The organism is Glacieibacterium arshaanense (assembly GCF_004681125.1).
Classification (GTDB): Bacteria; Pseudomonadota; Alphaproteobacteria; order Sphingomonadales; family Sphingomonadaceae; genus Polymorphobacter_A; species Polymorphobacter_A arshaanense.
Map to the genome: position 1 here is coordinate 719,429 of NZ_SIHO01000001.1, position 18,453 is coordinate 737,881.

Annotated in this window: 17 protein-coding genes, 3 tRNA genes and 1 pseudogene; 11 read left to right on the top strand and 10 right to left on the bottom strand. The window is 67.7% G+C overall.

The annotated features are described in order from the left end of the window. The first annotated feature begins 226 nt into the window (after positions 1 to 226). Both EUV02_RS03265 and EUV02_RS03270 read left to right on the top strand, forming a co-directional pair. A complete protein-coding gene (locus EUV02_RS03265; protein WP_135244774.1) occupies positions 227 to 769 on the top strand; it encodes a superoxide dismutase family protein in 543 nt (180 codons plus the stop codon). A 71-nt stretch (positions 770 to 840) separates the two neighbouring features. Then, positions 841 to 917 (top strand) — tRNA-His (locus EUV02_RS03270). Between the two features lie 83 nt (positions 918 to 1,000). On the opposite strand, the gene EUV02_RS03275 is transcribed toward EUV02_RS03270, so the two are convergent. The 4 genes from EUV02_RS03275 to EUV02_RS03290 all read right to left on the bottom strand — a co-directional run bounded on the left by EUV02_RS03275 (position 1,001) and on the right by EUV02_RS03290 (position 3,695). Beyond that, positions 1,001 to 1,076 (bottom strand) — tRNA-Ala (locus EUV02_RS03275). 65 nt (positions 1,077 to 1,141) lie between these two features. Then, on the bottom strand, positions 1,142 to 2,017 hold the full coding sequence (phhA, locus tag EUV02_RS03280; protein WP_135244775.1) for a phenylalanine 4-monooxygenase: 876 nt from the start codon (positions 2,015 to 2,017) through the stop codon (positions 1,142 to 1,144). A gap of 38 nt (positions 2,018 to 2,055) precedes the next feature. Continuing rightward, a complete protein-coding gene (locus tag EUV02_RS03285; RefSeq protein WP_166430480.1) occupies positions 2,056 to 3,552 on the bottom strand; it encodes an ArnT family glycosyltransferase in 1,497 nt (498 codons plus the stop codon). A gap of 69 nt (positions 3,553 to 3,621) precedes the next feature. Next, a tRNA-Gln gene (locus EUV02_RS03290) sits at positions 3,622 to 3,695 on the bottom strand. Between the two features lie 178 nt (positions 3,696 to 3,873). Here EUV02_RS03290 and EUV02_RS03295 point away from each other — a divergent pair. The 3 genes from EUV02_RS03295 (at position 3,874) to EUV02_RS03305 (ending at position 6,873) form a co-directional block, all read left to right on the top strand. Next, complete coding sequence (locus EUV02_RS03295) at positions 3,874 to 4,977, top strand: Ppx/GppA phosphatase family protein (protein WP_135244777.1); 1,104 nt, start codon at positions 3,874 to 3,876, stop codon at positions 4,975 to 4,977. A 377-nt stretch (positions 4,978 to 5,354) separates the two neighbouring features. Next, entirely contained in the window at positions 5,355 to 6,014 is a 660-nt protein-coding gene (locus EUV02_RS15850) for an RlmE family RNA methyltransferase (RefSeq protein ID WP_243445791.1), read from the top strand. Continuing rightward, positions 6,007 to 6,873: an NAD(P)-dependent oxidoreductase gene (locus tag EUV02_RS03305; RefSeq protein ID WP_243445744.1), complete on the top strand. Its 867-nt coding sequence runs from the start codon at positions 6,007 to 6,009 to the stop codon at positions 6,871 to 6,873. The genes EUV02_RS15850 and EUV02_RS03305 overlap by 8 nt, the downstream gene beginning before the upstream one ends. A 37-nt stretch (positions 6,874 to 6,910) precedes the next feature. On the opposite strand, the gene EUV02_RS03310 is transcribed toward EUV02_RS03305, so the two are convergent. From EUV02_RS03310 to EUV02_RS03335, 6 genes are all read right to left on the bottom strand, one after another. Next, entirely contained in the window at positions 6,911 to 8,971 is a 2,061-nt protein-coding gene (locus EUV02_RS03310; RefSeq protein WP_135244780.1) for a protein-disulfide reductase DsbD family protein, read from the bottom strand. A gap of 252 nt (positions 8,972 to 9,223) precedes the next feature. Continuing rightward, the gene (gene rpsI / locus EUV02_RS03315; RefSeq protein ID WP_135244781.1) at positions 9,224 to 9,739 is read right to left on the bottom strand and encodes a 30S ribosomal protein S9; all 516 of its coding nucleotides are present in this window, start codon (positions 9,737 to 9,739) and stop codon (positions 9,224 to 9,226) included. Further along, entirely contained in the window at positions 9,739 to 10,221 is a 483-nt protein-coding gene (rplM, locus tag EUV02_RS03320) for a 50S ribosomal protein L13 (RefSeq protein WP_135244782.1), read from the bottom strand. The genes rpsI and rplM overlap by 1 nt, the downstream gene beginning before the upstream one ends. 109 nt (positions 10,222 to 10,330) lie before the next feature. Further along, positions 10,331 to 11,290: a hypothetical protein gene (locus tag EUV02_RS03325; RefSeq protein WP_135244783.1), complete on the bottom strand. Its 960-nt coding sequence runs from the start codon at positions 11,288 to 11,290 to the stop codon at positions 10,331 to 10,333. Further along, positions 11,280 to 11,645: a DUF2237 family protein gene (locus EUV02_RS03330; protein ID WP_135244784.1), complete on the bottom strand. Its 366-nt coding sequence runs from the start codon at positions 11,643 to 11,645 to the stop codon at positions 11,280 to 11,282. The genes EUV02_RS03325 and EUV02_RS03330 overlap by 11 nt, the downstream gene beginning before the upstream one ends. Continuing rightward, entirely contained in the window at positions 11,642 to 12,685 is a 1,044-nt protein-coding gene (locus EUV02_RS03335; protein ID WP_135244785.1) for a COX15/CtaA family protein, read from the bottom strand. Before EUV02_RS03335 ends, EUV02_RS03330 begins: the two co-directional genes overlap by 4 nt. 126 nt (positions 12,686 to 12,811) lie before the next feature. On the opposite strand from EUV02_RS03335, the gene EUV02_RS03340 reads away from it, so the two are divergent. The 6 genes and pseudogenes from EUV02_RS03340 (at position 12,812) to EUV02_RS03370 (ending at position 18,418) form a co-directional block, all read left to right on the top strand. Continuing rightward, the gene (locus tag EUV02_RS03340; protein WP_135244786.1) at positions 12,812 to 13,153 is read left to right on the top strand and encodes a hypothetical protein; all 342 of its coding nucleotides are present in this window, start codon (positions 12,812 to 12,814) and stop codon (positions 13,151 to 13,153) included. Further along, positions 13,153 to 14,064, top strand: coding sequence for a diguanylate cyclase domain-containing protein (locus EUV02_RS03345; protein WP_135244787.1), 912 nt, complete (start codon positions 13,153 to 13,155; stop codon positions 14,062 to 14,064). Before EUV02_RS03340 ends, EUV02_RS03345 begins: the two co-directional genes overlap by 1 nt. Continuing rightward, positions 13,988 to 14,980, top strand: a pseudogene (locus EUV02_RS03355) (EAL domain-containing protein). The gene EUV02_RS03345 and the pseudogene EUV02_RS03355 overlap by 77 nt, the downstream one beginning before the upstream one ends. Positions 14,981 to 15,071: 91 nt before the next feature. Continuing rightward, on the top strand, positions 15,072 to 15,515 hold the full coding sequence (locus EUV02_RS03360) for a hypothetical protein (RefSeq protein WP_135244790.1): 444 nt from the start codon (positions 15,072 to 15,074) through the stop codon (positions 15,513 to 15,515). Between the two features lie 57 nt (positions 15,516 to 15,572). Then, positions 15,573 to 16,910, top strand: a complete 1,338-nt coding sequence (locus EUV02_RS03365) for a hypothetical protein (protein ID WP_135244791.1) — start codon at positions 15,573 to 15,575, stop codon at positions 16,908 to 16,910. After that, on the top strand, positions 16,907 to 18,418 hold the full coding sequence (locus EUV02_RS03370; protein ID WP_135244792.1) for a Dyp-type peroxidase: 1,512 nt from the start codon (positions 16,907 to 16,909) through the stop codon (positions 18,416 to 18,418). The genes EUV02_RS03365 and EUV02_RS03370 overlap by 4 nt, the downstream gene beginning before the upstream one ends. Positions 18,419 to 18,453: the final 35 nt, after the last annotated feature.

Genomic DNA, 18,453 nt, shown 5'->3' on the forward strand with positions numbered 1-18,453 from the left:
TGAGTTAAGGAAATTTTCACTTTCGGTTGCGAATCGCGAAGCAGTAATTGCAAAACGCGAATTTCGTCGCGTTCTGCTACAAAAAATGCAAGATGGTAAAGCACCCGTTCAACCGTTCGCCCGACAAGCGTTGGCAGCGATTATCCGCCGCTCAGAACCCTGCAATCCGGCTTGCGGCATGACCCGTTTGGGTGGACACTGGCGCAAATCAACCGGGAGAGTTTGTATGCGTGCACTTGTGATGGTTGCCGGACTAGGGTTGCTCGCGGCGTGCAGCACGCCGCATCCCGACCGCGTGACGAACAAGCCGCCGTCGCTGACGATGACGGTGCAGCTGCTCGGTCCCAACGGCGAACTGCACGGCACCGCGACGCTGGCGCAGACCGGCACCGATACGCGCGTCCGCGCCCAGGTCAGCGGGCTGGCACCGGGCAGCTATGCCATCCACCTGCACAGCGTCGGGCAATGCGTCGGGCCGGACTTCAAGACCGCCGGCGGCCATTTCAACCCGACGGCGCACCAGCACGGCAAGGACAACCCCGCCGGACCGCACATGGGCGACCTGCCGAACATTACTGTCGGCACTGACGGGCAGGGCAGCCTCGATGCCACCATCGCCGGCTTGCAGATGAAGGGCGGCAGCGCGCCGCTGCTCGATGCCGACGGCGCCGCGGTGGTGCTGCACGCCGGGCCCGATGACTATAAGACCGACCCGTCGGGCAACAGCGGTGCGCGCATCGCCTGTGGCGCACTGGTCGCGACGGGCTGATATTACGCCAAGTTGCGCCGCCAAGCTTGACGTGAAGGCCCTGCCGCCCCTATGGGCTTCCTTCGCGCGTGGCGGTCGTAGCTCAGTTGGTTAGAGCGCCGGTTTGTGGTACCGGAGGTCGCGGGTTCAAACCCCGTCGTCCGCCCCACGCGCACCACCCCTGCATGTTGATAGAACGCACGAACGCAACGCCTTGCGGCGGCGGAACTATGGACGATTTCGGGAAATCCGTGGTGGAGCAAGGGAGGATCGAACTCCCGACCTCAGCAGTGCGATTGCTGCGCTCTCCCATCTGAGCTATTGCCCCACACGACGGAAGGCCCCCGCTTTAGCGGCGTGCGCCGCCGGATGCAACGGGCGAAATCGGCGGCTTCAGCTTTTCGCGGCACGCGACCGCGCATAGGCTTGCGTACCCTTGGTCAGCACCGTGTCGCCCGGTGCCAGCGCCGCAATGTCGAGATCGGGCAGTTGTGCAAGTTGCGCATAGAGCGGCGCGAAATCGGTATCGAGCGTCGTGCGCAACAGGCTTTCGAAGCTGTCGATGACGAAATAGCCCTGTTGATAGTCATCGATGCGGTACGGCGTGCGCATGACGCGCAGCAAATCAAAGCCGATGCGGTTGGGCGAGGCGTCATCGAGCGCAAAGGCGCTTTCGCCGTGGCTTGACGCAATGCCGGCGCCGTAGAGCTTGAGGCCGTCGCCCGAGCGGATCAGCCCGAATTCGACAGTGTACCAGTATAGCCGCGCCAGCTTGTGCAACGCGCCGAATTCCAGGCTACGCAGGCCGCCTTCGCCGTATGCCTGCATATAGTCGGCAAACACCGGGTGGCTGAGCAGCGGGACATGGCCGAACACGTCGTGGAACACGTCGGGGGCTTCGAGATAGTCGAGCTGGTCCATGCGCCGGATGAAACTGCCCGCCACGAAACGCCGCTGCGACAGGTGGTGATAGAAGACATCGTCGGGCACCAGCCCGGGCACCGCGACGACGCTCCAGCCGGTCAGCTTTGTCAGGCGCTCGCTGAGGTCTTCGAAGTTCGGGATGCCCGGCTGGTCGAGCCCGGCGAGCGTCAACCCCGACAGATACTCGGGCGTCGCACGGTCGGCCAATTGCCGCGTTTGCCGCGCGTAGAGCCGGTCCCACACCGCATGGTCGATCGGCGCGTAATGGTCCCAGTTCTGCGGCACCGTCCAGTCGGCGGCAGCTTCGGGCGGGGGTTGAACTTGCGGCGACGGGTTGCTCAGCATGGCCGCATCATAGCGGTTGCGAAGGTGCGGCAACAGCCTCAGTTCGCGCCGCGCCGATACAGGTTGACGGTCGGCGTGCGGCGCTGGCTCGACAGGGCGATGGTGGCTGTGACGGGCACGCCGAGCACCTGCATGGCCCGGACGCTGAGCGGCGCGCGGCCCGGTGGCGAGCGCCATAGCAACGTGTCGGTGGCGGCATGGACGCCGTCATCGTCATCGCCGGGGCGCTCGATGGTCAGCGCCAGCGTATCGGCCAGCGGCGGGGCGGTGGTCAGGCGGTCGGTTACCGACGCCGGCGCCAGCGCCAGCTGACTGCGCGTCCAGCGCGACACGTGGACGGGGCCGTCGGCCAGCGCCAGTGCTGTCGCGGCTTGCGCGGCGACGTCGGGCTGCGCCGGGGCAAAGTCGACGGCAATGAAGGTCAGGATCAGCTTCGACGCCAGCAAGGCCGCAACCAGCGCGCGGCCGGCGCGGTTCGTGCCGAGCGACTGCGCGGCGAGCGCGAACAGCAGCGCCGCCGGCAGCAGCGACGGCATGAACATACGCGGCTTGGGGTCGGTCGCGATGACATACAGCACCACCGCGACCTGAATGACGATGACCGCCACCAGCGGTCCGCACAGCGCGCGCAACGGTGCCGACGGTGCGCGCCGGAAGGCGGCGAGGACGGCCAGTGCCGTAGCGGCAAAGCCGAGGCCATAGCCCGGATTGGCGAACAGGTTGAGCCACGGGTCGATGGCCCAGTGCAGCCGGATCGGCCCGGCGCCGTGCCAGCGCGACATGAGTTCGGGGTTGAGCAGCACCTGATGACCGGCAAAGGTCAGACCATCGAGGTTGGTGCTGGCAATCTTCACATGCGCAAGGTCGACCCGCACGCGGTAGAAGGCGTCACCACTGGCGAGGGCAAAGCTGATAAGCTCGGGCAGCGCAACTGCGGCAAAGCCGAGCGCGATCCAGCCATAGACGCGGCGCGGCAGCCGGTCGCTTCGCCAGCCTTTCACCCAGCCGAGCGCCAACACCAGGCACAGCCCGACCGCCGTCTCGCGCGTTGCGAACGCCAGCCCGGTCGCGAGGCCGGTGGCCAGAAGCCACAGGCGCTGGTGTCGCGTCGCGGTGCCGGCAAACCAGTAGCTCCACAGTGCCAGCGCCCAGAACAGTGTTTCGGTAAGGTCGGCGGTCAGCCGCGTTGCCGCGAACAGTATCGCCGGCGTCGTCACCAGCGCCAGCGTCGCGATGCTAGCGACAGCAAGGCCGAACGCCCGCCACGCCGCCGCGAACTGCACCGCCAGCAGCGCCACCAGCAGCAGCAACCCGGGCAACATCAGCGCCGGCCTGGTGTCGCCGAACAGCTTGATGGCGATTGCGGCGGGACCGACAACCGTGGCGCGCAACGCCCAATGGTCATGGCCAAGCTGCGGGCCATGCGTTGCCCAAAGCTGCGCCGTCGCCAGATAGCGCCCGTCGTCCCAATGCCCGCCAATATAGCCGACGGGGTTGATGGCGATCAGCATCGCGGCCAGCAGCGCAATGGCCAAGCCGATCGCCGCGCCCCGCCCATAATGGGTTGTTGGACGGTTGGACGAAGACGCTTGCATGAAGGTTGCTGGATGCCCCGCGAGGATTCGAACCTCGATTAACAGAGTCAGAGTCTGTGGTCTTACCTTTAGACGACAGGGCAGCGCAGGCCGCGGTGGATAGCCACATGGGCTTTTTCTGTCAACGTCTTCCACATCGCCCAACCATAACGATTTGCCGCAGTGCAGCGCGCGATTTGCGAAAACCCATCAACCGGTGCTAGTCTGTCGCCAAGTGCTGGCCGGTAAATCCGGGGCAGCAGAGAATGCAAGGCGAAGATCATGCCGTTCGATACCGTCCAGGGGCAGCCGGGGATAGCCCGTGCGCCCGACCCCGATACCCCGCCACGCCCGACAGCGTCGCGTGCCGAGCCGGCGATTCGCGTCGGCGGTGCACAGCGCGGCGGCCGCCGTGCCTATGCGGCGATCGACCTCGGGACCAATAACTGCCGCCTGCTGATTGCGCGCCCCGGCTACGGCGCCGATGCCGCCGGCAATTTCATGGTTGTTGATGCGTTTTCGCGCGTCGTGCGGCTCGGCGAGGGGCTGTTGCAGACCGGCGCGCTTTCCGAAGCGGCGATGGACCGTGCGGTGGCGGCGCTGCGCATCTGCAGCGACAAGTTGCGCCGCCGTGAAGTCTGGCTGACGCGCAATGTCGCCACCGAAGCCTGCCGGCGCGCCAGCAATGGCAGCGAATTCGTCGAGCGTGTCTATGCCGAAACCGGCATCGCGCTCGATGTGATTTCGCCCGGCGAGGAGGCCCGGCTGGCGGTGCTTGGCTGCCAGTCGCTGATCGATTCGGAAGGGCCACCAGCACTGGTCTTCGATATCGGCGGCGGCTCGACCGAACTCATTCTGGTCACCCGCGGGCCGCGCGGCGAGGCAGTCATCCAGGGCTGGACGAGTGTGCCATGGGGCGTCGTGTCGCTGACCGAAACCGAGCCGCACGACCTGTCCGAAAGCCAGCGCCTGCTGGCGTATGAACGCATGCGCGCGCGCGTCAGCGAGCATCTGGTGAACTTCCGTGCCAATGTCCAACGCGTCGCGCCGGGGCCGCTGCAGCTGCTTGGCACGTCGGGCACGATCACCACGCTGGCCAGCGTCGACATGGGGCTGGCGGGCTATGACCGGCGGCTGGTCGATGGCTGCATGGTGACGAGTGCGGCGATGCGCGCGATTTCGGCCGATCTCGCCGCCAAGTCGCCTGCCGAGCGCGCATTGCAGCCGTGCATCGGCCACGACCGCGCCGATCTGGTGGTGGCCGGCTGCGCCATTCTCGAGGCCATTCTCGACGCCTGGCCGGCCGAAACAATCCGCGTTGCCGATCGTGGCATCCGCGAAGGTATCCTGCGGACGCTGATCGCCCGCGACGGAGGACGTGGATGAGCAAGCCACCCAAACAACGCAAACCCGCCAGCACGCGCGCGCCCAAGCGCACCGGCGGCAAGGCGGTCGCGTCGAAGCTGCTCAGCGGCACCGACAAGGCGGTCGCGGCGCGCAAGGCCAATGCGGCGGCGAAGCTGCTGCGCACCAAGCCCAAGTCGGTCAAGCCGACCAAGGGCGGCGCGGCCCCGGCGGCCGCGAAGCCGGGCGCAGCGAAGTCGAAGCCCAAAGCCGCCAAAGCGGCACCGGTGGCACATGTGTCGGCGGCGCAAACCACCGTGCTCGCCGGCAAGACCTTCAACGCAGCCGCCACCGAAGCCGGCGGTGCCGGCGTCAAGTCGGGAGGCGGCGCCGGGCGCTCGCTCGGCGGCCATGTCCGCGTGCTGACCGCACGGCGGCGCAGCAATTCGTCGACACGCTGGCTGGCGCGGCAGTTGAACGACCCCTATGTCCGCGCCGCCAAGGCTGCCGGCTATCGGTCGCGCGCGGCCTATAAGCTGATCGAGCTTGATGAACAGTTCGGGCTGTTCGCCGGTGTCAGCCGCGTCATCGATCTGGGCGCTGCACCCGGTGGCTGGTGCCAGGCGGTGCTGGCGGCGCGGCCCAAGGCGAAGATTGTCGCGATCGACCTGCTCGAAATGGAGCCGCTGCCCGGCGTCACCATTTTCGTGAAAGACATTCTCGATGACGATGCGCCGGTGCTGCTGCGCGAAGCGCTTGGCGGCAGCGCGCAGCTGGTGCTTTCGGACATGGCGGCGAACACCGTCGGCCACAAACCTACCGACCATATCCGCACGATGGCGCTGGTGCAGACAGCACTCGACTTTGCGGTGCAGATGCTCGGGCCGGGCGGCGCATTCGTGGCGAAAGTGCTGGCGGGCGGCGCCGACCCTGAACTGGTCAGCGCGCTGAAGCGCCACTTCGTTACCGTGCGCCACGCCAAGCCGCCGGCCAGCCGCAAGGGCTCGTCGGAATGGTATGTCGTGGGGCAGGGATTCAAGGGTCTCGCGACCGAAAGCAAGGACGATATTGATGGCTAAGGTGGCGTTTCTCGGGCTCGGCGTGATGGGTTACCCGATGGCGGGGCATCTCGCCGCCGCCGGCCACGCCGTCACCGTCTACAACCGCACCGGCACGGTTGCCGAACGCTGGACCGATGAGCATCGCGGCACGCGCGCTACGACGCCGGCGGCGGCTGTGGCGGACGCCGATGCGGTGTTCGCCTGTGTCGGTGCCGACAATGACCTTCGCGAAGTGACGCTGGGCGCCGACGGCGCTCTCGCGGCAATGCGGCCGGGCGCGGTGTTCGTCGACCACACCACCGTGTCCGCCGAGATCGCGCGCGAGCTGGCGGTGGCGGGCGAAGCACTAGGATTGTTGGTCGCCGACGCGCCGGTGTCGGGCGGCCAGGCAGGCGCGCAGAACGGCCAACTGACAATCATGGTCGGTGGCAGTGCTGCGGCTTATGCGGCCGCCGAACCGATCATGGCGGCCTACGCCAAGCGCATCGGCCATATGGGGCCGGCGGGCAGCGGCCAGCTGACCAAGATGGTCAACCAGATCGCGATTGCCGGCATTGTCGAAGGGTTGGCGGAGGCGCTCAACTTCGCGCTGGCAGCGGGACTGGATGCCGACAAGGTCGTCGATGTCATTTCAAAGGGCGCGGCGCAAAGCTGGCAAATGGAAAACCGCAGCGCGACGATGATCCGCGGCGAGTTCGATTTCGGCTTTGCCGTCGACTGGATGCGCAAGGATCTGGGGCTGGTGCTCGACGAGGCCAAGCGGCTCGGCATCAGCCTGCCGGCGACGGCGCTGGTTGATCAGTTCTACGGGGATGTCCAGGCGATGGGCGGGCGGCGGCAGGATACGTCGAGCCTGATCCGGCGCTTCCGCGGCTGACCCATTCTACTCCCCTCCCGTTCCGGGTGGGGTGAAACTAGGCGGCGAGCGCGATGAGTTGACCGGGCGTCAGGAGCTGCGGCAGTTCGGTAACTTGTCCGTCGCGGCCATAGAACAGGTAGAGCGGCACGCCCGAACGGCCCTTGCTTTCAAGGAAGGTGCTGATCGCTGCGTCGCCGTTGGTCCAGTCGCCGACGAGCACGTTGATCCCTGCCTTGGCGAACGCCGCCGCGACATCGGCATTGGCGAGTGCGCCGCGTTCGTTGACCTTGCAGGTCACGCACCAGTCGGCGGTGAAATAGACGAATGCCGGCTTGCCCGATGCCTGCAATGCCGCCAGCCGGTCGTTGCTGAACGGCTGCGCGGAAAGCCCTGCCGGTGCATCGATGGTCACCGCCGCGGGCGTCATGCCGCCGACCATGATCAGCGCGGCAATGCCCGCCGCCAAACCGCCCGCCAGCGGCAGTGCGAAACTGCCGCCGCCACGCTGGCGCGCGCCGAGCCACCATAGCGCCAAGCCGAGCAGCAACGCCGCAAGCAGCCCGAGCGCCATGCCGCCGACGCCAGCCTGACGGCCGAGCACCCACGCCAGCGCCACCGCGGTCAGGAACATCGGGACGCTGAGGATTTGCCGCATCGTCGCCATCCACGGCCCCGGTTTGGGCAGGCGGCGGCGCAGTGCGGGGATGAAACCGAGCGCGAGGAACGGCAGCGCCAGCCCGAGCCCGAGCCCGGCGAACACCAGCAGCCCGGCGACCGGCGGCAACACCAGCGCCGCGCCGAGCGCGCCCGCCATGAACGGTCCGGTGCACGGCGTCGCGACGAACGCTGCCAGCGCGCCGGTCCAGAAGCTGCCCGCTGCACCACCCTTGGACGCCAGCTTGTGGCCGGCGTTGCCCGAAGAAACATTGACCTCGAACAGCCCGGCGAGGTTGAGCGCGATCGCCGTCATCAACAGCAGCAGCGCCAGGATGACGCGCGGGTCCTGCAACTGGAACGCCCAGCCGATCTGGCTGCCCGCGGCGCGCAGGCCCAGAATGACGCCGCCGAGCGCGGTGCACACCAGCATGATGCCGGCGGTATAGGCGAGCGCGTCGCGGCGTGCAGCGGCTTCGGGGAGATGGCCCTTGGCGAGCGCCAGCGCCTTGAGGCTGAGGATCGGGAAGACGCACGGCATGACGTTGAGCAGCAGCCCGCCGGCAATCGCCAGCAGCAGCGCCGGGGCGAACGCCGCCCAACTGCTGCCGCTGTCGCGCTCGCCGGGCAGCACTGCGCCGGCCGCGCCGACATTGCCCGGCGTTGCGGTCAGCGCAAAGCCTTGCGGTGCCGGGTTGCCGACGAAACTGACCTTGAGCACACCGCTGACCTTGGCGGGCGGCTTGCCGCTGGCGCGGGTTTCGATGCGTAGGCTGTCGGCGGTGGCAGTGACCAACTGGGGGGCTGCGTAGTCGATGACGCCGTCGGTGGCGGCGAAGAAATAGGCGGTTTTGACCTTTGCCGGATTGCCGAACGGCACCGACAGGATGAAGCGGTCACCGCGCACGGTAAACTTTGCCGGCCAGTCGACGGGCTTGGGCAACGCCGCGCGCGCAGCGGTGAAGCGTGCGGTGGTGGCGCTATCGAGTGCGCCGTCGCCGATGGTCAGCGGCAGGTCGAGTGTCGCGGTTTCGGGGACGCACAGCGTCGGATCGCAGACCAGCCAGTCGAGCTTGAGCTTGAGCGGGAACGGCGCGCCCTTGGCAAGACCGGCAGGCACGTTGACGGTCGCTAGCAGCGCGTTCTGCCGGTCATAGACATAGTTCATCAGCCCCGAAGTCAGATAGGTGCCCGGCGTCGGATAGCTTAGCGCGCTGGCGGTGGCGCCCTTGGGCAGCGTCCAGGTGGCGCGGGTTTCGACTCCGGCGTCGCCGGGGTTCTGCCAATAGGTGTGCCAGCCGGGTTGTGGGGTCATCACCAGCGCGACTGCAAGCGGCGTGCCGGCGGCGGGGGTGCGGCTGGCGGCGATTAGTTCGACCTTGGTGTGCTGGGTTTGCGCGGTCGGTGCAGCGGTCGCGGGGAGGGCGATGAGCAGCAGCAGGGCGAGGAGGGCGCGAATCATGTGGGGAGTTATGCCCGAGAGCGTGGTGGGTGGCAAAGTGCGGGGTTGGGGCGTGTTGACGCAGAAACGGCGAGCTTTTTGGGGGCTCGCCGTTTTGTAGTGGTAGGTCGGTAGGAAGTAAGGGCGTCGTGGCAAAGCCACGCCGTCGGACGGGTTCGTCGGCTTTGCCTCCGCCCCGCCGGCCGAGCGCACAGCGAGTCTGTGCCGAAGCCGAAATTCGCAAAAGCAAATTTCGTCTTCGGCGCAGCCGCTTTAGCGCTTGCTGAACTGGAAGCTCTTGCGCGCCTTCGCCTTACCGTACTTCTTACGCTCGACAACGCGCGGATCGCGCGTCAGGAAGCCGGCCTGCTTGACGACGGTGCGGAGCACCGGTTCGAAGCGGGTCAGGGCCTGGGCGATGCCGTGCTTGACGGCGCCGGCCTGGCCCGAAAGGCCACCGCCCTTGACCGTTGCAACAACGTCATAGGCTTCGATGCGGTCGGCGACCGAGAACGGCTGGTTGATGACCAGGCGCAGCGTCGGGCGGGCGAAATAGACCGTCTGGTCGCGACCGTTGACGGTGACCTTGCCGGTGCCGGGCTTGAGCCAGACGCGGGCGACCGCGTCCTTGCGCTTGCCGGTGGCATAGGCGCGGCCGTGGGCGTCGATCTTTTGTTCGCGCAGCGGTGCCGGCGAAACGCCGTCATTCGCGGTCGACAGGGCGCCGGCTTCGGTCAGCGTGCCGAGATCGGCGAGCGACTGGCGGGTATCGAGGGTATCGTCGGACATTATGCGCCCACCTTGTTCTTGCTGTTCATCGCAGCGACGTCGAGGACGGTCGGCGACTGTGCTTCATGCGGATGCTCGGTGCCCTTGAAGACGCGCAGGTTGCGCATCTGCTGGCGACCAAGCGGGCCGCGCGGCACCATGCGCTCAACGGCCTTGACCAGCACGCGCTCGGGGAAACGGCCAGCCAGGATCTTGTCCGGGGTGGTTTCCTTGATGCCGCCGGGGTGGCCGGTGTGGCGATAATAAACCTTGTCAGCCGACTTCTTGCCGGTGAAACGCACCTTTTCGGCGTTGATGACAATGACGTTGTCACCGCAGTCGACGTGCGGGGTGTAGTTCGCCTTGTGCTTGCCGCGCAGGCGGTTGGCGATGATCGAGGCGAGGCGGCCAACGACCAGGCCTTCGGCGTCGATCAGCAGCCAGTTCTTGACGACTTCTGCGGGCTTGGCCGCAGGCGTCACCTTGCTGAGAGTGGTGGGCATGGGTGCGTATTCCAAACGTAAACCGGCCCGCGAAATGCGAGCCGGACGCGGGGTCTATCGTGGAAGTCGCGCTAAAATGCAAGGAAATAGGCGGGATTCGCGTGAGGTATTATAATACCTTCGTGCTGACCAGCCGGCATTCGCGGCTTTCGATACGCTTCGGGCGGCCCGGCAATTCGGTTGTCGTGGCGGTGCTGAAGCGCGTGCGCAGCCCCGTCGGCAGGCTGATATCGCTGGTGATTTGCGTGCCACTGGTCATCTGCGACAAGATGGCACGCGTCGCGGTCGCCTCGTTCTGGCCGGGCGCGGCGTCGGGGAACATCTGCGCGACCATCTCGGCGGCGTAGCGCTGGACGTCTTCAGGGTCGGCGGTCAGGTCATGGAACACCTGCGCGCTTTTGCCCGGCACATAGTCGCGCAGGCCGTAGCGTAGTTTGTAGCGCAAGGCCCCGCCGCCGATCGGCGCCTGTGCCTCGACATCGGCTTTGACTACGGCGTCCGGCACCAGCGGCGCCTCGCCGCCGAGCAGCGGTTCGACGACTTCGAGCCAGCTGGCCGCGAATTCCTCCGGCGTCTGCGGGTCGAGTGCGGCGAGCTCGTCATCGAGCAGCGTCTGCAGCGCGGTGCGCGTGGCTTCGGGTGCCGGCGCGAATACCGGCACGAATGTTGCCTTGACTGCGGGGGTGGCGGCGCGGACGTGGGCGCGCAATGCCGCCTCGTTGGTGATGGCTGCGGTGGCGCCATCGGCGGTGAGCGCGATGTCGACGGGTTGGCCGACCGCGATATCTCCGGTGGCTTGCAGCATCTGGCGCACCGGCTCGTCGCCGCTGACGGCCAGCGACTTGACCGTCCAGCGCACGCTGCGTTTGTCGGCGGCGCCGGCGAACTGGAGTTCATGCGCGGAGGTGATCGTTAGCGGCCGGCCGCCCAGCGTGCGAAGCGCGGTGCAGTCATAGCGGATCGGCACGCCGTTGGGTGGTGCGAACGGCAGCGTCACCGCGGTGTCGGGCGCTGCCGCGACCAGCAGCAGCGCGGCGGCGCCGACAGCCAGACGCAGCTCAGACCGCATGGGCCTGCAGATGGCCGAGTGCGACGGTTTCGAGCGTGCGGATGTGGCAGGCTTCGAGCACGACATCGGGGGCGAAGCCGGCGACGCGGGCTTCTTCCCAGCGCGCCGCGCACAGGCACCAGCGGTCGCCTTCGCGCAGGCCGGGAAAGCCGTAGTCGGGGCGCGGCGTCGACAGGTCATTGCCGACCGCCGCGCTGAATGCCAGGAACTCGGCGGTCATTACCGCGCAGACGGTGTGGACGCCGGTGTCGTTGGCATCGGTGCTGCAGCAGCCGGTGCGGTGCCAGCCGGTCAGCGGGTCGGTCGAACACGACGCCAGCGGCGCCCCGAGCACATTGAGAGCGGTTTCGGTCATCGGCGCAGACTAGCGCCGCGCCCCTGCCAGCACCAGTGCGCCGCGATAACGCTGATGCCGAGCAGCAGCGCCGCGCCCGCCTGATGCGCGACACCGAGCGGGATCGGCACGTCATGCACCAGCGTCAGCACGCCGAGCGCGAACTGCACCAGCACCATCGCCGCGAGTGCGCCGCCATGATGCGGCGCCCCGGCGCGCACCAGCCGCGTCGCCACCCAGATCGCGGACAGCGCCACCAGCAGCGCCAGCGTGCGGTGGGTGAACTGGATCGTCACCGGATTGTCGAGCAGGTTGCGCCACAGCGGCGTGAACAGCCCGAGGTCGGGCGGCACCAGCCCGTCGCCCATCAGCGGCCACATATTGTACATGTGTCCGGCGCGCAGCCCGGCGACGAACGCCCCGAAACCGATCTGCACGACGAGCAGCACGAAGAACGGCACAATCCAGCCGGTCGGGCGCCGCACGTGCACCGGACGCCCGGCACCGAGCAGATCCAGCGCCGTCCATAGGCACGCCGACATGATCGCCAGCGCCATCAGTAAATGTGTCGCCAGCCGCTCATGCGCGACCGCGGGTCGGTCGACCAGTCCCGACGCAACCATCCACCAGCCGATGGCGCCCTGCAGCGCGCCGAGCGCCAGGATGATGCCGAGCCGAAGTCCGTAGCCCGACGGAATCGCGCGGCGCCACGCAAACCACAGCAGCGGCAGTGCGAACGCCACGCCGACGCTGCGCGCCAGCAGCCGGTGCAGATATTCCCAGAAATAGATGCCCTTGAAGGCCGCCAGCGTCATGCCGGCGTTGACGCTCTGGTATTGCGGGCTCGCTTGGTACGCCGCGAATTCGCGCGCCCAGGCATCGGCGTCGAGCGGCGGCAGCACGCCTTTGATCGGTTCCCAGCGCACCATCGACAGCCCGGATTCGGTCAGCCGGGTGATGCCGCCGACGACGACCATGCCGAACACCATGGCTGCGATCAGCAGCAGCCAGATGGCGACGGCGCGAGGACGGGCGGTGGCAGGAGGGGCGGTGAGGCTCATGCCGCGCCCTATGCCGCGCGCGCGGCGTTCCGCCAAGTGCCAGTTCGTCGCGGCCGTTCCCTCACCCTAGAAAATCCGGCGGTGCTGCCGTTCTGGAACAAGGGCAGGGCGCGGAAGGACGGCATCATGGGTTTGAGTTTGCTGGGTTTCGCGCTGGTGCAGGTTTTGGCTTTGTTGGTCGCGCACCGCGGCGGCGCCCGGCGCTTGCGCGACACACTGGCCGCCGCCGGCGATGTCGCAGGCGCGTCCGAAGCGCAATTGTTCGGACTGCTCGGGGCGCCGGCGCGGCTGCGCATCGCGACCGAGGCCGATGATGTGTTTGACGCTGTACCCGAGTCGGTCGCCGACTGGATCGAGCCGGGGCCGCGCGGCAGCTGGCATGTCGCGCTGGCGTTCGTCGGTGAACGCTGCCTCGGGGTCAGCGCCTGCAACTTCCAGCCGGTCTATGACCTGCGGGGGCGTGGCTGATGGCGGCGGTCACGACACCGCCGCGGACGCCTTCGGCTTACGGCGTCTACCGCCGGGTTACCGTGCGCTATTCGCTCGCCGTCGGACTTATTGCGGTGCTGGTGCTCGGGTCGGGGATGCTGCTCGGTGGACTGGCGACGCGCCACGCACGCGACAGCGAAGTCACTGCGACCGCGAGCAAGCAGCGCAAGCTGGCGCTCGACATCGCGCTCGCGGCGCGCGACGCTGCCGAGGAGACCGGTTCCGAACGCGCCAAGCAGATCGTCCTGCTCGGCGAGGCGAGCGACGCGCTCGAAGCACAGCACCGCGTATTGCGCGATGCCGCGATGTCCGACGCCAGCGGCAACGACGACTTGCGGCTGATCTACCAATATCTCGATTCGGGTGTCGCCGGGCTGGTCAGCGTCGCGCGCGATTTCGCGCGCGATGCCGCCAGCCCCGATACCAGCGACAGCGCCGTCAATGCCGAGGCGCGCGAAGTCGAACGCCAGGCCGGCGGCTCGTTCCAGTCGCGGCTCGAACGCGCGGTGCGGCTGCACATCGCCGCGGGCGCTGCGGCGGGACAGACGATCATCGACCTCAACCTCGCGTTGACGCTGGCCATTCTGGCGCTGCTGGCACTGACGGTGCAGCTGATCTTCCGGCCGCTGGCGCTTGAACTCAGTGCCGTCACCACCCGTTTGTCGGACGAGGCATCGACCGATCCGCTGACCGGGCTGCTCAACCGCCGGGCGTTTCGCGCCGCACTCGACCGCCGCGCTGCCGAGGCGGGCAGCGTCGGGCTGATGATGATCGACCTCGACTGGTTCAAGCTGGTCAACGACAGCGATGGCCATGCCGGCGGGCGAGGTGACGCGCCATTCGAACGAGCTGCCGATTTCGGCGACCGTCGGTGTCGCCTGGGGCGATGACGGCGCGCGCGGGCTCGAGGCCGTGCTGGCCGCCGCCGATGACGCGGCGCGGCGCGGCAAGGAAATCGCCCGCGGCACGCTGTACCCGGCGCTGCCCGAAGATTTCGCGCGACTCGACCGCGAGATCATCATCAAACAGGCGTTCGAGCGTCACGACGGATGCCCTCCCGAAGCGCGCGCCTGGCTGCAGCCGATTGTCCGGCTGAGCGATGGCCGCGTGTTGGGCATGGAATTGCTGGCGCGCTGGGAACATCCACAACTGGGGCGGATTGCCCCCGACGAGTTCCTCGACATTGCAACACGCTCGGGCTAGATGCTGGCGCTGGGGTCGCATCTGCGCGCGTCGGGGTTCGCCGCCGTCGCCGGGCTGCTGGCATCGGGGCACCGCATCGAACGCGTCGCAATCAACCTCGGCCAGCCCGAACTGGCGCGCGATTCGATCCTGACGACGATCGAGGCCGAGCTGGCGGCGTGCGGGCTGCCGCTGTCGATCCTCGAAATCGAAATCACCGAAGATCTGCTGCTCGACCGCGTCCCCGAAGTCGTGCGTGAACGACTGACGGCGCTGCGCCGGCGCGGCGCGCGGCTGGCGCTCGACGACTTCGGAACGGGCTATGCCGGCATGTCGCAACTGCTGCGGCTGCCGCTCGACGCGCTCAAGCTCGACCGCAATTTTGCGTGTGCCGAAGGCGTCGCGGCCGAAGTCGTGCGCGCCACAGGCGGGCTGGCGCAGGGGCTGGGGCTCGAACTTGTCGTCGAAGGCATCGAAACCCCCGAACAACTGGTGCGGCTCGCCGACATGGGCGTGCTGCAGGGGCAGGGCTTTCACTTCACCGCGGCGCTGCCGCCCGAAGCGATGGCGCAGTGGCTCAATGCGCGCGCCGCCGCCAAAATCAGCGTGTTGCGCGTCGCGTGACCGGCTTGCGGGGGCGGCGGCAAGGGGTATAGACTGCGGCGCAGTTGCAGTTGCGTACATCCGGTTTCCATAATGCGAGGGGATGCGCGCCATGGCGATCACGACTGCCGACCTGCTCAAGATGAGCCAAGTTCAACTTGACGACGTGTTCAAGGCCGCCAAGCCCGGGCCGATCCCCAATGGCGAGGCGCACGGGCTTGCCGTCATTGCGCCGGGCACGGTATTTTCCGAACAGATTGCCAAGGCGATCAACATCTTCGCCTGGAAGGGCAAGGTGTTCGACGCCAAGTACGGCTTTCTGCGCAACGAAATTCTACCGCTGGGCGTCAAGGCCATCGTCGCCAAAGTCTATAAGGGCAAGAGCTGGCTCGACGGCAAGGAATGCATCGTGCTCGACTATTCGGAGACGTCGACAGTCGCGCAGTGGGTGCGTGACGAAATCCGGATGATCGGGCCGGGCCTTTATCTTGGCAAGGTCTATTGGAAGAAGAAGCGCCTGATCGATTTCGCGCTCGAATTCCCCCCGAAGGCTTAACGTCAGGCACCACTATCGCGACAGGAGGCCCGGCTGACTCCGCAATCGGATTTCCTGGTGTTCGCGCCTGTCCGCGATGGACAGATTGAAGCACTGCGGGCGTTTCTGGCCGGATGCTGCGCGCCTGGTGCACCCGGCCATGCCGACCTGGCGAACCCTGACATTAACTTCGCTGCGCTGCCGATGCTGCACAATATCCGCGCCTTCATTGGCGAGGATCCGTCGCTCGGCGACCGTGCCTTCCACCCGCGCAGCCTCAACACGCTGTTCGGGCACGGTGCCTGGCCGGTCGAGCGTGTTTCGCTCGGACTGCTCGGTTGCTGCGACGGCAGCGTCGATGCGTTTCTGGTGGCGCTCGCAGCGCAGTGCGACGGCTGGCTCGCGGCGCTGTTCATGCATTGCGAAGGCTTTGGCGCCGGTGACGACGTGCTGGCGTTCATGCGCGGCCATGTCGTCAAGTCGCTGGCGAGCTATGTCAACGGACCGGGCCGCACGGTGGTCGCGGTGCATGAAAACGCAGCGCTGCTGACGGCCTTGCGCGCGGCGCGTGGCGCGACGGTCGGGTATGATCCGGCAGCGACGGCGCGGCAACTGGCGGCCGTCGTCGACGTGCCGCTGACACCGCCGGCCCCGACAACGGCCGGTTACGCCTTCGCCAGCCTGCTGCATCTGCTCAGCGTGCCCGCCGCCGTGCTCGCGCTGGTCTCACTGCTGGTCTGGCTGGCACTGCGTTACCCATGGCTGTTCGTGCTGGTGCTGGTGGCCGCGACGGTCAAGCTGTGGTGGCTGCGGCACATCGAAAGCACCGACCCGCTGGTCGTCGTGCCGCCCGACCCCGCCGACATCGCGGCGCGCTCGGCGTTTGAGGATCACGACAGCGCCAACCCGTTTACTGCCATCGGCACGATCAAGCCGGGGCTGTTCCGGATGGGGCTGGTGCGCGTCATCCACTATGTCATCGACTGGGGCGCACGGCACCTGTTCCGCAGCGGGCGCCTGGGGCGCGTCGGCACGATTCACTTTGCCCGCTGGGTGCTGATCGACGGTGGCCGCCGCGTGATTTTCACCAGCGAATATGACGGCAGCGCCGAAGCCTATATGGACGACTTCATCAACAAGGTCGGCTTCGGGCTCAATGTCAGCTTCACCAACGGCATCGGCTATCCGCGCACGCGCTGGCTGATCCTCGACGGCGCCAGCGATGAACAGCGCTTCAAATATTTCATGCGCCACCACCAGATCGTCACGCAATTCTGGTGGCGCGCCTATCCCGGGCAGACAACGTTCGACCTCGCGCGCGCTGCGCGCGTCCGCGCCGGCTATGTCAAGCTGTGCGCCGGCGAGGACCTCGACGAGCTGGCGGCGGCGCGCTGGCTGGCGGAGATCGCCGCATGACCCGCACCTTCGCCCCCGAACCCGTCACTGAATGGGACGATATCCAGGCGCTCGCCGCGAGCGGGCTGGGTGCGCTCGCTGCGAGCGCCTTCCTGCTGCTCGACGTCACCGATGTGGCGGCCGCACGCGCGTGGCTGGCGGCGACCCGCCCGACCAGCGTCGCCGATATCAATGCCGCGCGCGCTGACGGCCGCATCGTCAGCACGGCGTTGCAGCTGGCGCTCAGCGCGCCGGGGCTGGCGGCGCTCGGGCTGGCGCCGGCGGTCATCGACCAGTTCGGCCCCGAGTTCCGGCAAGGGCTGGCGAGCGATGACAGCCGGTCGCGGCGATTGGGCGACATCGGCACCAACGACCCCGCCAACTGGGACTGGGGGTGCGGTGCCGATGTGCCGCACCTGTTGGTCATGCTTTACGCGACCCCCGATGCGCTCGACGCGCATGTCGATAAGGTGCTGGCGACGCTCAGCCCGGGCTTCATCTTGCGCAAGCGCGAGGCCTGTGCGGTGCAGAACGGCCATGAACCGTTCGGCTTCCTCGACGGCATTTCGCAGCCGGTGGTCGATTGGGCTGGCGTGCGCGAGCCCGGCCATGACGCGCTCTACACGCACCTGCTCGCGGCGGGCGAGGTGCTGCTTGGCTACCCCAATGAATATCGCTGCCTGACCGACCGGCCGCTGCTCGATCCGGTGCAGGCGCCGCAGCTGCCGCGGGCGCTTGACGATGCCAGCCGCGCCGACCTCGGCCGTAACGGCAGCTACCTCGTCTACCGCCGGCTGGCGCAGGACGTACCGCTGTTCTGGCAAACGCTGTCAGCGCGCGCCGGCGGCATGACGGCCGCCATCGAGCTCGCCGAAGCAATGGTCGGCCGCGGCATCGACGGCCAGCCTATCCCGGCCCTCGGCACGCGCGCCATTCCCGGTGCCGAGCCCTATGACCTCAACAGCTTCAGCTTTACCGGCGACATGGGCGGCAACATCTGCCCCGTTGGCGCGCACATCCGCCGCGCCAACCCGCGCAACGCCGACCTGCCATCGGTGCCGGACGGCCTGCTCGACAAGCTGCTGGTGACGCTGGGGCTGACCGGCAACGCCCGCGACGACGCTATCTCCTCGACGCGCTTCCACCGCATCCTGCGCCGCGGTCGACGCTTCGGCGACATGTTGTCACCGGTCGAAGCCGCACGCCCCGGCGCCGCCGACCCGCAGGCCGGGTTGCACTTCATCGCGCTGCAGGCGAGCATCTCGCGCCAGTTCGAATTCATCCAGGGTGCCTGGGTCGCCAGCGCCAAATTCGCCGGCCTGTCGGGCGAATCCGACCCGTTGCTCGGCAATCGCTGCCCGTTCCCCGGCACCATGCCTACCGACGGCTTCACCCGCCCCGGCCCCGACGGCAGCATCGAGAAGCACGCGCTGCCGCAGTTCGTGACGGTGACAGCGGGGGGCTATTTCTTCCTGCCCGGGTTGCGCGCGCTGGCGTTTATCGCGGCGTTGCCGGCCGGAGGCTCTTGAAAACTGCGGGCCAGCAGCGTCGCCACCGCTGGCCC